Origin of the sequence: Streptomonospora nanhaiensis (genome assembly GCF_026642255.1) — a bacterium.
Taxonomy (GTDB): domain Bacteria; phylum Actinomycetota; class Actinomycetes; order Streptosporangiales; family Streptosporangiaceae; genus Nocardiopsis; species Nocardiopsis tropica.
Genome location: NZ_CP113264.1, coordinates 1,493,299 through 1,507,393 on the forward strand (window position 1 = coordinate 1,493,299; position 14,095 = coordinate 1,507,393).

Consider the following 14,095-nt stretch of genomic DNA (forward strand, 5'->3'; position numbering starts at 1 on the left):
CGGGGCGGACGCGGTCCGCGGTGACCCTGAGCGGGTGTCACCGGGGGCCGCGTTCGCGTGTCCGTGACGGGACCGCCGCCACGGATACCCGGGCCGGATCGCGTGCTTCGCCGGGCTTGTATGGGTAGCGTAAGGAATACCCGGAACGAAGGGGGAGGATCTCAGGAATGGATGCCTGGTTGATCTGGCTCGTCCTCGCCGTCGGCCTGGGAATCGTCGAGATCCTCACACTGACCTTCGTCCTGGGGCTCCTGGCGGTCGCGGCGCTGGTCGCGGCCCTGCTCGGCGCCATCGGGCTCCCGGTGGCCGCGCAGATCATCGGGTTCACCGCGACCGCGGCGGCGGGCATCTACCTCGTGCGCCCGCTCATGCGGCGCCAGCTGAACAGGGGGCCCGACGCCCGGTCGGGCGCGGAGGCCCTCGTCGGGCGCTCCGCCGTCGTCCTCCAGGAGGTCGACGGCGACAGCGGCAGGATCAAGCTCTCCGGAGAGGAGTGGTCGGCACGGTGCATCGACGAGGACCTGGTGATCCCGGTCGGCGCACGCGTCGACGTCGTGGAGATCGACGGAGCCACAGCTGTGGTCTATCCGCGCGAGGCCCTGCCAGGGGGCGCACCCGAGCACACGTCCTGAACCGCAGCCACGACCCCGAGGTCAGGTGCTGACATGATCGATCCGGCCATCCCCCTCATCATTCTCGCGGTCCTGTTCGTCGCGATCGCCCTGACCGCGATCCGCATCGTCCCTCAGGCGAGGGCGTACAACATCGAACGCTTCGGCCGCTACATCCGCACGCTCGGCCCCGGCCTGAACTTCATCATCCCGGGCGTCGACCGCGTCAACTCCAAGTTCGACCTGCGCGAGCACGTGTTCAGCTCGCGCCCCCAACCGGTGATCACGCAGGACAACCTGGTGGTCAACATCGACACCGTCCTCTACTACCAGATCACCGCGCCCAAGGCGGCGGCGTACGAGGTCGCCAACTACATCCAGGCCATCGACCAGCTCACGGTCACCACCCTGCGCAACGTCATCGGCTCCATGGACCTCGAGCAGACGCTCACCTCCCGCGAGGAGATCAACACCCGCCTGCGCGGGGTCCTGGACGACACCACCGGCAAGTGGGGCATCCGCGTCAACAGGGTCGAGATCAAGGCGATCGACCCGCCTCCCACCATCAAGGAGGCGATGGAGAAGCAGATGCGCGCCGACCGCGACAAGCGGGCGGCCATCCTGCACGCCGAGGGCGAGCGGCAGTCCCGCATCCTCAAGGCGGAGGGGGCGCGGCAGCAGGCCATCCTGGAGGCGCAGGGCGAACAGCAGGCCGCCATACTGCGGGCCGACGGCGAGGCCAAGGCGATCGAGCGCGTGTTCCAGGCGGTGCACGCCAACGACGCCGACGCCAAGCTGCTCGCCTACAAGTACCTGGAGACCCTGCCGAGCCTGGCGCAGGGCGAGGGGAACACGTTCTGGGTCATCCCCGGTGAGTTCACCGAGGCGGTCAAGAACGTCAGCCACGCCTTCGCCGGCGACGCGGCCGACCGCAAGCCGTCCACGGAGAAGGGCCACGGCGGCGAGGAGGGCGGGCCCGCCCGGATCGGGGCTCCCGACCCGGCCCGGTCCTCGTCCGCCCAGGCCGCCATGGACGCGGCGGAGGCCGCCGAACGGGCCGTGGCGGACGCCCGCGACGACGTGCGCAGGGCCGGCGCGGGCCTGGCGGGATCGCCGCCGGAGCCGCGCGGGGAGGACTGAACCCGGGTCCCCGGCCGAGGGCCCCGGTGCGGGGGCGCGCCGCCCGGCGGCGCGCCCCTACCCCTCCTCGGTGACCTCGCCGAGGTAGAAGTCGGTGAAGAGCACGCCGAGGGGCTCGTTGCCGGGCCCGGGGCGGGTGACGACGCCGACCTGGCGGCGGTCCCCCGCCTCCTCCCCGTCGTCGGGCAGCGGGGTGTCGTCGACGGTGGTCAGCACGTGTTCGTCGTTGACCCACATCGACAGCTCCATGCGCTCCCCCTCCCCGTCCTCCGCGTCCTCGCCGTAGTACTGGCAGGAGAGCGTCACCGTGTTGGTCGGCACCGTGTCGGCCTCGAAGACGTAGGGGCGGTCCGGGTCGTAGTCACCGTCCCGCACCTCCTCGTCGAAGAGGGGGTAGGGCTCGAACCCGGAGACCTCGGTGGTCTCGGCGAGGGTGCGGTCGCCGTCCTCCTCGTTCATCCGGCGGATCTCCGCGCGCCTGCCGTCGTAGCGGAGCAGGGCCTCGTAGTGGGTGCGGTACTCCTCGCCGTCGTTGTCCCAGCACCGCACCCCGAACACGGCCTGCTCGGGGCCCTCGACGACGTAGGCGGTGGAGCTGACCACGACCCTGTCGGGGAGCACGCTCTCGGTGGTGATCGCCGCTTTCGTGCCGCGGCTGACGTAGGTGCTGGTCCCGGGGTCGTGCTGGAGGAGGTAGCCGCGCTCCTCCTGCCAGTAGCCGTCCTCCGTGCCGGGGTCGTAGACCGAGCCCCAGTCCGGGTCGGTGGTGAAGTCGATCTCGTAGAGGGAGACGGTGGGCGGCACCTCCTCGGAGCCGTTCAGCAGGACGGCCCCGCCGACGGCGGCGACGAGGACGACCGCGGCCGCGGCGGCGCCGATCGCGACCGTCCTGCGGCGCCTGCCCGGGTTCGGGCGTGCGCCGGCCGCCACCGGGCCCACGGGGCCTCCCGGGCCGCCGGGGCCGCTGAAGTTCGCCTGCTGCGTGCCGGGGCGCCGGTCGTGCGGAGGGAGGGAAGGGCCTCCCTGGCCCGGCGGCGGGTAGCGGCCGGGGAGGTTCTGCCCCCGGCCCGGGGGCTGGTTCGGGTACACGGCCCGGTGTCCCTGGGCCGGCTGGGGGCCGGACGGCGGGTGCCCGCGCCCGTCGGGCATCTGCCGGGTCGGCGGGGTCCGGTCCGGGGGGACCTGCTGGGTGGGCGGCACCGGTCGAACCGGCGGCTGCTGCGCGCGGGGGTCCTGGAAGGGGTGGGCGCCGGCGGTCCCCGGCCGCAGGGGATCCCCGGCCTCGGAGGGCTGTCCGCCGGGGGGTGTGGCGGGGCCCCGGGGGGCGGCCCCGCCTCCGGCCGGTCCGTTGTGCGCGAGCCCGGCGCCGGTCTCCTGCGGCGGCGCTCCGACCACGGGCACACCGCTGGGCGGGGCCCAGGAGTCCGTGATGGTGCGGCGGACCTCCGCCTCCTCCGGTTCCGCCTGACCGGTCAGGCGCGCCAGGATCTGCTGGGAGGACGGCCGGTTGGCGGGGTTCTTGTCCAGGGTCGCCCGGACCAGGTCCAGCAGGGCCGGGTCGAGGCCGTCGAGGCGGGGCGGCGCGGAGGAGATGTTGTGGAGGACGGCGGGCACGGTGGCCGCGTCGAAGGGGGCCCTGCCCGTGCCGGAGAAGGCGACGAGGCAGCCCCAGGCGAAGATGTCGGCGGCCGCGGTGGCCTGCTCCCCCAGGAGGAGTTCGGGGGCCGTGTAGGACGGGGTGCCCATGAGCTGGCTGGAGCGGGTGACCCCGCCGCCCGCCTCGTCCAGGGCGCGGGCGATGCCGAAGTCGATGACCTTGGGGCCCACGGGGGAGAGCAGGACGTTGGCGGGTTTGAGGTCGCGGTGGACCACCCCCGACCCGTGGATGGCGGTGAGGGCGGCGGCCACGCCCAGGGCGAGCCCCTCGAGGGTGCCGCCGCCCATGGGCCCGCCCGAGCGGATCGCCTCGTCCAGGTTCGGCCCCGGCACGTACTCGGTGACGATGTAGAGGGGTTCGCCCTCCAGCCGGGCGCCGAGGACCCCGGCGGTGGAGAAGCGGGCGACGCGGCGGGCGGACTCGACCTCGCGTGCGAAGCGGAGGCGGAAGGACTCGTCGTCGGCCAGGTCGGGATGGATGAGCTTGACGGCCACGGACCGGCCGGAGGGGTCCTCGGCGAGGTACACGGTGCCCATGCCGCCGCGCCCCAGGCGGCTCACGATGCGGTGGCCGTCCAGTTCGCGCGGGTCCCCCGCACGCAGGGGTTTGCCGCTCTCGTGTCCGTTCGACGTCACAGTGGGGGGTCCCTCGTAGTGGCTCGTGTGTTGCGCGCCTGACAGCGTACCGATGCCGACACGCCGACGCGTTCTGAACTGGTTCGGCGCTCGGCCGCTCCGGGGCGGGGCCGGACGCCGAACGCGGTGGTGGGGAGGGCCGGAGGTCGACCGGGGTGTGTCCCGTGCGGGTGGCGGCCCTCGAACAGTGCGCCGACGGCCCGGTGCTCGCGCCGGGGTTCCGCGCGGGGCCGGACCGGTCGTCACATGGGGGGATGCGGAACTTCCCGAAACAGTTCCACGGGGCCGCTGATTTCGCTAGGATTAGAACACATGTTCGACACTCGTCCGCGACTTCCCCACGGGTGGGTGTCCCGGCGACATGCGTTGGGGCTCAGGAGGCGGATGATGCTGAGGGGAAGTGTCGTGGGACGCTACTACGGGGCGGAGGTCACCGTCGTCGAGGATGACGGGCGCCCGGCCCGGTTCACGTGGAACGGCAGGGTGTACGGCGTGCGCAGGATCCTCGACCACTGGGTCACGCTGCGTATGGACTGGACACCGGTGAGCGGGTCCCAGGTGCCCGAGCGCAGGCACTGGAGGGTGGAGGCGGGAACGTCCCGGTCCCAGGGCGTGTACGAACTGCGCCACGACACGGCCAGCGGGACCTGGCTGCTCTCCCGCGTGTGGGGCTAGGGCCTCTCACGCGGACGCTCCCGGCCGGCCCGGCGCCCGCGCGGAACCGGACGGGCGGCCCCGCGGCCGTCCGCCCGGGGGCGGTCGGTGCGGGCAGGCCCGTGGGCGTCCGCCCGGGCGCGGTCCGCGCGGCGGGAGGCGGCCCGACGCCCGCGTGCCCGGGGCTACAGGCCGTCGGCGCGGACCAGGTCGGAGGGCAGGAGGCTGTACACGGCCAGGTCCGTCCGGCCCTCGTGCAGCGGCATCGCGCTCCGCTCGACGCCCTCGAAGGTGAATCCGGCCTGCTCCGCGACCCGGCGGGAGCCGGTGTTCCCGGTGCCCGCCTTGATCTCCACGCGGAGGAAGCCCTGGTCGACCGCCCAGCGGGAGACGGCCACGGCCGCCTCGGTCGCGTACCCCCGGCCGCGGCCCCAGGGGGACACCCAGTATCCGACCTCGGTGTTCATGGCGGGCCACAGGGTGCGGACCAGGCCGATGGCGCCCACCAGGCGGCCCGTCCCCTTCTCCACGACGGCCCACTGCTGGCCCTCGCCGCCGGTGCGCATCCCCGGGGCGACCTCGCGGCACCACTGCTCGGCGTCCTCGCGGGTGTAGGGCCGCCCGGGGCCGGGGATCGGGATCCACCGCTGGAGCTCGGGGTCGGTGCAGCTCGTGTGCACGTCGTCGATGTCGGCCTCGACGAACGCGCGCAGGCGCAGGCGTTCGGTCTCCAGGATCACGGACGGCAGGATCGGGTGCTGCTGGACGGTGGACATGCCGCTGTTCCCCCTCGACATCGGTGCGGAGTGCGCTCACGATACGCGCCCGCGAGGAGCACCCGGGACCGGTCCGTGCCGGTCACGCCCGCGCGCCGGGTGCGGGCTCCCCCGCGCGGGCCGGTGGTGCGCAGAACAGTCCTCGGCCCCGCCCGTCCGGGCGGGGCGCCCCTCATGAAAGGCGTTGCCGAATGACCGCGACAGACCCCTGCCCCGAGCTCCTGCGCTACCTCCGGGGAGCCAGGGAAGCCGTCCTGTGGAAGCTGGACGGGCTCTCGGAGTACGACGTCCGCCGACCGGTGACACCGACCGGGACCAACCTGTTGGGCCTGGTCAAGCACCTGGTCGCCGTCGAGTCGGACTACCTGGGGACGGTGTTCGGCCGCCCCTTCGGGGAGCCGGTGCCCTGGGCCGACCCCGGCGCGGAGCCCAACACGGACATGTGGGCCACCCCCGACGAGTCGCGCGAGTACATCGTGGGCCTGTACAGGCGGGTGTGGGCCCATGGGGACGCCACGGTCGCCGAGCTGGGGGCGGACGCGGTCGGCCGCGTCCCCTGGTGGCCGCAGGACCGGGCCGAGGTGACGGTGCGGCTGGTCCTGGTCCACCTGATCGCGGAGACCGACCGGCACGCGGGGCACGCCGACATCCTCCGGGAGCTCATCGACGGCGCCGCCGGGCTGGCGGCCGGAGGGGACAACCTGCCCGCCGTGGACCGCGCCTGGTGGGAGGGGTACCGGGACCGCCTGGAACGCGCGGCGCGCGAGGCCGGCGCCGCGGACGGCCCGCCCCTGGGGTGAGGCGGGCGGCGCGGTCCACCGGAACGCGCCGGAGGGGCCGCACCGCCCGGCTGGCGTTCCCCGCCGCCGCGGACCCCGGCCTAGGGCCTGTTTGGTAAGTCAGAGCCATTCGTTGATGGCAGCGATCCGGACGGTGGCCTCGTAGCGAAGGGCGAGCTTGTCGTAGCGCGTGGCCACCGCCCGGTTGCGTTTGAGCCGGTTGATCCCGCACTCCACCGCGTGCCGGGCCCGGTAGTCGACCTTGTCAAAGCCCGGCGGGCGCCCACCGGCCCGCCCCTTGCGCTCCCGGTTGCGCACCCGGTCCAAGGGTTCGGGAATCGTCGCTTTGACCTTGCGTCTGCGCAGGTAGGAGCGGATTCTCTTCGAGCTGTAGGCCTTATCGGCGCGCACCCGCACCGGGCGGGTGCGCGCCGGCCCCGACCGGCCCCGTCCCGCCACGCGCACGTGCTCCATGACCGGCTCGAACTGCGGGGCGTCTCCCCGCTGCCCCGCCGTGAGCACCACCGACATCGGCTTGTGGCCCTGCTCGCAGGCCAGGTGGATCTTGGTGGTCCACCCGCCGCGCGAGCGCCCCAGGGCGTGGTCGTCGGGCTCCACCGTTTCGTGATCTGAACCTTCCCCTTTTTCTGGGCCCCGGCGGCGTGCTGGTGGGCGCGCACGATGGTGGAGTCCACGTTGAGCTGCCAGGTGATCAGTCCCGCCGCATCGGCCACCGACTGCAGCGAGTCCAGGAGCCGGGCCCAGGTGCCGTCCAGGGACCAGCGGCGGAACAGGTCGTAGACGCTCTGCCAGGGCCCGTACCGTTCGGGCACGTCCCGCCAGGGCGCCCCGGCCCGCACACGCCAGCGGATGCCGTTGATCAGTTGGCGTTTGGACCGCGAGGGCGGGCGGCCCGTGGTCGGGGCGGGCAGCAGGGGGCACAGCAGCGCCCACTGGGCGTCGGTGAGGTCACCGCGCCCCGGTTTGGGTAGAGTCACAGCGAAGCCTTCGGTGGGCTCGGTCTTCTTGGTCGTTGACTCGTCTACCGAAGGCTTCGCTGCTGTGCGGGGTGACACGCCTGGCGTGACCGGATCGGTGCTTTGATCCCTGATCACACCAGTTACCAAACAGGCCCTAGGAGGGGCCGCCGACGACGCGGTCGCGGATCGCGGTGTCGAAGGCCTCGGCGAACGCGTTGCCCGGGCACTCGGTGTCCAGCCAGTCCCGGTGCCGCGAGATCGCGTCGCCCGGCGTGACGGCGCCCGTGACGGGGTTCACGTACCCGATCCTCTCCGACGGGTCGACGCCGGTCACGGCGCACAGCAGGCGCAGCACGGCCACGAGGGAGTCCTGGGCCGCGTCCGTGGGCAGCTCCTCGGTGAAGTCGCCGAGCAGGCACACCCCCACGTTGCCGTGGTTGAAGCCGAACGCGTGCCCTGCGGTCACCGCGCGCGCCCGGCCCGGGGACGGGACCCCGGAGAAGACGGGCACACCGTCCCCGCCCGAGTGGCGCCCCTCGTAGACCGTCCCCTCCGGGTCGATGAGCACGTGGTAGCCGATGTCGCCCCACGCCTGCTCGACCGCGTGCAGGTAGTGGACCGCCCGCACGTCCGCCGCGGGGTCGTCGCCCGTGGGCATGGCGGTGTGGTGCACGGTCAGCGCCTGCACGGGGTGGAACTCGGGGGCCCACAGGTCCTCACCCTCCTCGCCGAAGCGCCACGACTCGTCGGCGCCCCAGCCGGCCCGGGTACGGAAGGGGATACCGGCGCGGGCGGCGGAGGAGCCGGGGGACAGCGTCACCCGCCCGGGCCCGCCGAGGCGCAGCTCCTCGCCGTCGGTGAGGTTCACGGCGGCGGTGCGCCCGCTGGGCCCGGCCTCGTAGCCGGTGGCGCCCTCCGGCGCGCGCACCAGCGCGACGGCGGACGGCTCGCGGTCGTCACGCCCCCCGGTGTGCAGGTGGACGGGGCGCCACGGCCCGAGGCCGTCGGCGGTCTCGAAGCGGATCGCCGTGTCCCTGCCGCCGGGGGCGCCGGTGACCGCCACCATGTCGAAGCGCCTCTCCGGCCTGACCAGCCCGGTGGAGGAGGAGCGCTCGGCCAGGACCCGCGGGGCCGTGCCGTCGGACGCGGTCCCGGCGAGGGCGGGGCGGGGTGAGGGCAGAGCGGTCCCCAGCGCGGCCAGGCCGGCGGCGGCGGTGGCCCCGGTGAGGAAGGTGCGCCTGTGCATCGTGTGTCCATTCCGTTCGGATCGGTCGGTTCCGGATCGCGCCCGCCGGGGGCAGGGGGAGTGCGCACACCCTGGCACAGACGGCTTCCCGCGGCACGCGCGACAGGACGGAGGGCGGGGCTGAGGACGTCTTCGGCGGGCAGGATGTCTGACATGTCGTCATGTGCGTGGTTCTCGGACGTGGCGGAACGCGGCGGCCGTGAAGAGGGCGGGCGGCCCCGGGCGCCGGACCGCCGGCGGCGCCCCGCCCCGCGCGGAGCTGCGCCACCCACGGTGACGCCGAGGTCGGCGACGGGCCCCCGACTTCGCCGTGGACGCCCGCGGCGGCGCTCCACCGGACCGGCCCGGGCGCACACGCCCCGGCCCGGGACGGAAGGGGAGAGGGACTCCGTACCCCCCGCGTGCCCGCGCGGTCTCTGGCACAGTTGGTGGTGACTTGGGGACCCCGGCGACGGAGCCGGGGCCGACCGTCCGGGTCCGGGGAACCCGTTCGCGGGGGACGAACACCGCGGACTACGCTTACCGGTCTGCGCCGGAGCAAGCGGAACGGGCAGTCGACACACCTCTCTCGGGGAGCGATCATGACCAACGATGACCGCGGGGACGCCCGGAGCGGCGGGGACGGCGAACACGAGCCGTCCCGCTGGAGGAGCGGAAAACCCGCTCCAGGGCTCGGTTCCCGCGTCGGCGGCCTGCTGGACGGGCTCCCGGAGAGCGGACGCGGCACCCAGGCGCGTGCGCCGCACGCGGCGGGAGGGCCGGCCAACCCGTTCCGGCTCCGGGAGCCCGCGCCCCCGCAGCCCCCGCCGCGACCGGAGGCGGGGGAGCCGGTGCCGCAGGGCCCGCCACCGGAGGAGCCCGGGGCCGAGGACCCGGCGGAGCCGCAGCCGGGAGCCCCAACCGAGGACGCGGCGGACCGGCACGCCACCGCGCCCCGGGAGGCTCCCGCCGCGAGCGAGCCCTCCCCGGACATGCCCCCGCCCTCGGGACCCCCGCTCCGGCCCAACGTGATCCCCCTCCGGGGCGACCGGGCCGCGGAGCCGGCCGTCACCGGACCGCACGACCCCGACGGGCCGACCACGAACCACGGACACGCGGACCAGCACCCCGCGACCACCGAGCCGGAACAGGGCATGTACGCACACGAAGCAGCCGCGCCCCCTCCCGGGCCGCAGCACACCGGGCCGTCACGGCCCGCCTCCGACCCGGCCCGGGCCCGATCGGCCCCCGCACCGGCGTCCGCCGGGACCGGGGAGCCCCGGGACCCGCGGGCGCACCCGGAACCCGAGGGGGCGGGGGCCGACCCCCGGCCGGCCCCCGCCTTCGACGACGCCGAGCGCGCCGCGGTCTACCGCGCCCTCCGCGGGCGGCACGACGCCCGGACGCGCTTCCGACCCGACCCCGTCCCCCACGGCGTGCTCACCCGGGTCCTCGAAGCGGCCCACCAGGCGCCGAGCGTGGGCCACTCGCAGCCCTGGGACTTCGTCGTCGTCCAGGACCCCGCCCTGCGCTCACGCGTGCGCGACCTCGCCCTCGCCGGGCGCGAGGCCCTGGCGGACGCACCGCACGGAACCCGCGCCCTCGACGGGGCCGAGGTCGAGGCCGTCCTCGAGGCGCCGGTCAACATCGCCGTCACCGTCGACCCCGCCCGCGGCGCCCGCCACGTCCGAGGCCGCCACGCCAGGCCCGAGAGCGCGTCCCACGCCGCGGCGCTCGCGGTGGAGAACCTCCGGATCGCCGCCCGGGCGGAGGGCCTCGGCGTCGCCTGGGTGGGCCACGTCGACGCATCCGACATCGCCCGCGCCCTCGAACTCCCCTCGTACCTCGGCGTGGTCGCCTACCTCTGTGTCGGGCTCGTCGAGGAGTTCCCCGCCGAGTCCGAGCCCGCCCCCGCCGGCTGGGCGGACGAACGCCCCCTGTCCTGGGCGGTGCACCACGACCGCTACGGCCGCCGAGGTCTGCCCGGCCAGGAGCCGACGAGCCTGCTGGAGGAGACCATCACCGCCATCGGAGCGCTGGACACCCGGGTGCTGGAGGAGGCCCGGGACCGGCAGGACCGGATGACCAAGCCGCCGGGCTCCCTCGGGGTCCTGGAGGACATCTCGGTGCAGCTCGCCGGGCTGGCCGGGGAGTGCCCCCCGCCGATCCCCGAGCCCGCCGCGGTCGCCGTCTTCGCGGGCGACCACGGGGTGCACGCCCAGGGGGTGACCCCCTGGCCCCAGGAGGTCACCGCCCAGATGGTGCACAACTTCCTGGAGGGGGGAGCGGTCGTCAACGCCCTCGCCAGGCAGGTGGGGGCAGGAGTCACGGTGGTGGACGTCGGCGTCGTCGGCGACCTGCCCGGAGCCGCCGGGCTGCTGCCCCGCAAGGTCGCGCGCGGCACCGCGGACTTCACCCGGGGGCCCGCGATGACACGCGAGCAGGCCCTCCAGGCCCTGGAGGGCGGCATCGAGGTCGCCCGCGACCTGGTGTCGGCAGGCAACAGGTGCCTCGTCACCGGTGACATGGGGATCGCCAACACGACTCCGGCGGCGGCCCTGGTCTGCGCCTTCACCGGGGCCGACCCGGCGCGGGCCACCGGCCGGGGCACCGGCGTGGACGACGCCACGTTCGAGCACAAGGTCGACGTGGTGCGCCGGGCCCTGGCCGCCAACCCGGTCGACCCCGCCGACCCCATCGGCACCCTCGCCGCGCTGGGCGGGCTGGAGCACGCGGCCCTGGCCGGGTTCGTGCTGGGCGGCGCCGCGCTGCGCGTTCCGGTCCTGTTGGACGGGGTCATCGCCGGGTCGGCCGCCCTCGCCGCCGCGGCCATCTCGCCCGAGGCCCTCGGCGCGTGCTTCGCCGGGCACCGCTCGAGCGAGCCCGGCCACTCGCTGGCCCTGGACCACCTGGGGCTGCGCCCCCTGGTCGACCTGGAGCTGCGCCTGGGCGAGGGCTCCGGCGCACTGCTGGCACTCCCCCTGCTCCAGGGCGCCGCGCGGGTCCTGCGCGACGTCGCCACCTTCGACGACGCGGGCGTCTCCACCGCCCACGCCTAGGGTGCCGAGGGGCCGGTCCGCCGAGGGGCCCGCCCCTCGGCGGACCGGCCGCTGCTCCGGGGACGCCCGCGCGGGCGTCCCCGGAGCGCGCGCCGCCGCTCCGCGACGCCCGGCGGTGCCTCCCGGGGAGGCCGGAGCGGCCCGGAGGAGGCCGAGGCGGCGCACGGCTTCAAAGTCTCCGCGGATTTCTTGTGCCGGTCCACAGGCGACGCGGGGCCCCGCCGCCGATACGTTTCCACTGGCAGCGAGTACATCCAGCCAGGGAGACGTCGTGAACTTGCTCATCACCGGAATCACCACCCAGTCCTCCATCGCGTACGCGATCACGGAGGAGGCCATGCGCCAGGGGCACTCGGTGATCCTCACCAACCCGCCGGGGCGGCCCCTGTCGATCCTGGAACGGGTCGCCAAGCGGCTGCCCGCCGAGCCCGTCGACATCCTTCCCATGGACGTCACCGACCCCGAGCAGATCAGCGCCACCGCGAAGGCCGTGGCCGAGCACTGGGACCACGTGGACGGCGTCCTGCACGCCATCGCCTACGCTCCCGAGTCCGCGCTGGGCGGCAACTTCCTCAACACCGCCTGGGAGGACGTCGCCACCGCGGTCCACGTCTCCGGGTTCTCGCTCAAGGCCCTCGCCGTCGGGTTCCGCGAGCTGATGGCGGCCGCCCCCGACGGCTCCGGGGTGGTCTCCCTGACCTTCGACGCGAGCGTCGCCTGGCCCGTCTACGACTGGATGGGCTCCGCCAAGGCCGTCCTGGAGAACAGCACGAAGTACCTGGCCCGCGACCTCGGCGGCGACGGCATCCGGGTCAACGCCATCTCGGCGGGTCCGATCAAGTCCCTGGCCGGGGGCTCCATCCCCGGGTTCTCCCAGATCGCCGACTCCTGGGGCGACAACGCCCCGCTGGGCTGGGACACCAAGGACGCCTCCGTGGTCGCCGGTCCCGCACTGTTCCTCATGTCCCCGGCCGCGCGGGCCATCACGGGGACGGTCATGCACGTCGACGGCGGCTACCACGCCATGGGCGCGCCCCTCGCCTGAGCACCGGACGGCGCGGGGCGCACCGCGCGGTGCGTGGCGGCTCACACCCCCGGAGCGCGAGGGTTTACCAATGCGTAATACCGCTTTGACAAGGTGAGCCGGAGCAATCGCCGCACATCGCCGGCGGCTGGCGCAGCTTCCCGCCAGCACCCCGCCGTCGTCGCCGGGGGCCGGTAAGGACGACCGAAGGGGCGCGATCCGTGACCTATCTCCTTGGTTTGCGCATACGAGGCCGTGACGTGCTCGTCGTCGGCGGCGGCAGAGTCGCCCAGCGCCGGATCCCCGTGCTGGTCGAGGCGGGCGCCCGGGTGACCATGGTGGCGCCCGAGGTGTCCGCGGCGCTGGAGGACCTGGCCGCCGCCGGACGCCTCACCTGGCTCCGCAGGGCCTACGCCCCGGGCGACGTCGCCGGCCCGGACGCGCCCGCGTACTGGCTCGTCCACGCCGCCACGGACGACCCGGCGGTCAACGCCGCCGTCGCGGAGGAGGCGGAGGACGCCCGGGTGTGGTGCGTGCGCGCCGACGACCGCCACGAGTCCTCGGCCTGGACCCCCGCCAGCGGCACCGTGAACGGCATCACCGTCGGCGTCGTCGCCTCGGGGGACCCCCGCAGGTCGGCCGGGCTGCGCGACGCGATCACGGAGGGCCTCGCCGACGGCACCCTCGACGCCCGGCGCGGACGCGAGCCCCTGCGCGGCGTCGCGCTGGTCGGAGGGGGGCCCGGCGACCCCGGCCTGATCACGGTCCGGGGCCGGCAGCTGCTCTCCCAGGCCGACGTCGTGGTCGTCGACCGGCTCGCCCCGACCTCCCTCCTGGACCGGCTGCCGGCCGACGTGGAGATCGTCGACGCCGCCAAGATCCCCTACGGCCGGTCCATGACCCAGGAGGAGATCAACGAGGTCCTGGTCACCCGTGCCGCGCAGGGGAAGTTCGTGGTCCGGCTCAAGGGCGGCGACTCCTTCCTGTTCGGACGGGGAGGCGAGGAGGCCGCCGCCTGCGCGGCGGCCGGGATCCCCGTCATCGCCGTCCCCGGGGTCACCAGCGCCCTGGCCGCCCCCGCGAGCGCCGGGATCCCCGCCACCCACCGCGGTGTCGCGCAGGACGTGCACATCGTCTCCGCGCACGTCGCCCCGGGCGACAGCCGGTCGACGGTCGACTGGAAGGGCCTGGCCGCGGCGGGCGGCACCGTCATCGTCCTCATGGGGGTCGAGCGCATCCGGGCGATCGCCGAGGCCCTCGTCGCCCACGGCCGCCCCGCCGACACGCCCGTCGCCGTCGTACAGGAGGCCACGCTGCCGGGGCAGCGAACGGTGACGGGTACGCTGGCCACCATCGCCGCCGCGGCCCGTTCGGCCGAAGTGCGGCCGCCCGCGGTGGTGATCATCGGAGAAGTGGTCAAAACAGCGCGGGATCTTGACATACTGCACACGGGAACCCAGCTCGAGTCCCATCGGCTGGCGACCGGGCGCGATCCCCAGTGAGGCCCTCGCCGACGGCGTTCGTCGCCCGCCCGGTGGGGGACCGCCACTACCGA

General features: G+C 74.8%; 11 protein-coding genes. 7 read left to right on the plus strand and 4 right to left on the minus strand.

The genetic code is table 11. From position 1 onward, the window contains the following. Nucleotides 1-167: 167 nt before the first annotated feature. Both OUQ99_RS06635 and OUQ99_RS06640 read left to right on the plus strand, forming a co-directional pair. Nucleotides 168-632 (plus strand): NfeD family protein, encoded by a 465-nt coding sequence (locus OUQ99_RS06635; protein WP_267948553.1) that lies wholly within the window; start codon nt 168-170, stop codon nt 630-632. Between the two features lie 36 nt (nt 633-668). Next, nucleotides 669-1,751, plus strand: a complete 1,083-nt coding sequence (locus OUQ99_RS06640) for an SPFH domain-containing protein (protein ID WP_267950274.1) — start codon at nt 669-671, stop codon at nt 1,749-1,751. A gap of 57 nt (nt 1,752-1,808) precedes the next feature. Here OUQ99_RS06640 and OUQ99_RS06645 read toward each other — a convergent pair whose 3' ends face one another. Next, the gene (locus OUQ99_RS06645; RefSeq protein ID WP_267948554.1) at nt 1,809-4,043 is read right to left on the minus strand and encodes a serine/threonine-protein kinase; all 2,235 of its coding nucleotides are present in this window, start codon (nt 4,041-4,043) and stop codon (nt 1,809-1,811) included. A 384-nt stretch (nt 4,044-4,427) separates the two neighbouring features. Between OUQ99_RS06645 and OUQ99_RS06650 the strand changes: the two genes are divergently transcribed. Beyond that, on the plus strand, nt 4,428-4,718 hold the full coding sequence (locus tag OUQ99_RS06650; RefSeq protein ID WP_378554889.1) for a DUF6504 family protein: 291 nt from the start codon (nt 4,428-4,430) through the stop codon (nt 4,716-4,718). A gap of 164 nt (nt 4,719-4,882) precedes the next feature. Here the strand turns inward: OUQ99_RS06650 and OUQ99_RS06655 are convergent, their stop codons facing one another. Continuing rightward, nucleotides 4,883-5,473 (minus strand): GNAT family N-acetyltransferase, encoded by a 591-nt coding sequence (locus OUQ99_RS06655; RefSeq protein ID WP_267948556.1) that lies wholly within the window; start codon nt 5,471-5,473, stop codon nt 4,883-4,885. Between the two features lie 191 nt (nt 5,474-5,664). Here OUQ99_RS06655 and OUQ99_RS06660 point away from each other — a divergent pair, with 191 nt between their 5' ends. After that, nucleotides 5,665-6,273: a DinB family protein gene (locus tag OUQ99_RS06660; protein WP_267948557.1), complete on the plus strand. Its 609-nt coding sequence runs from the start codon at nt 5,665-5,667 to the stop codon at nt 6,271-6,273. A gap of 99 nt (nt 6,274-6,372) precedes the next feature. Here OUQ99_RS06660 and OUQ99_RS06665 read toward each other — a convergent pair. Both OUQ99_RS06665 and OUQ99_RS06670 read right to left on the minus strand, forming a co-directional pair. After that, nucleotides 6,373-7,250 (minus strand): IS5 family transposase gene (locus OUQ99_RS06665; RefSeq protein ID WP_431061483.1). Its coding sequence is split into 2 segments (ribosomal slippage): nt 6,373-6,869 and nt 6,869-7,250, totalling 879 coding nucleotides; the frame shifts between segments, so codons are not numbered across the junction. A 136-nt stretch (nt 7,251-7,386) separates the two neighbouring features. Continuing rightward, nucleotides 7,387-8,478 carry a peptidoglycan recognition protein family protein gene (locus OUQ99_RS06670; protein WP_267948558.1) on the minus strand — a complete coding sequence of 364 codons (1,092 nt, stop codon included), beginning with the start codon at nt 8,476-8,478 and terminating at the stop codon, nt 7,387-7,389. Nucleotides 8,479-9,059: 581 nt separating this feature from the next. Between OUQ99_RS06670 and cobT the strand changes: the two genes are divergently transcribed. The 3 genes from cobT to cobA all read left to right on the plus strand — a co-directional run bounded on the left by cobT (nt 9,060) and on the right by cobA (nt 14,042). Beyond that, nucleotides 9,060-11,516, plus strand: coding sequence for a nicotinate-nucleotide--dimethylbenzimidazole phosphoribosyltransferase (gene cobT, locus OUQ99_RS06675; protein ID WP_267948559.1), 2,457 nt, complete (start codon nt 9,060-9,062; stop codon nt 11,514-11,516). A gap of 271 nt (nt 11,517-11,787) precedes the next feature. Further along, nucleotides 11,788-12,561, plus strand: coding sequence for an enoyl-ACP reductase FabI (gene fabI / locus OUQ99_RS06680; RefSeq protein ID WP_267948560.1), 774 nt, complete (start codon nt 11,788-11,790; stop codon nt 12,559-12,561). 200 nt (nt 12,562-12,761) lie between these two features. Further along, nucleotides 12,762-14,042 (plus strand): uroporphyrinogen-III C-methyltransferase, encoded by a 1,281-nt coding sequence (cobA, locus tag OUQ99_RS06685; protein WP_267948561.1) that lies wholly within the window; start codon nt 12,762-12,764, stop codon nt 14,040-14,042. Nucleotides 14,043-14,095: the final 53 nt, after the last annotated feature.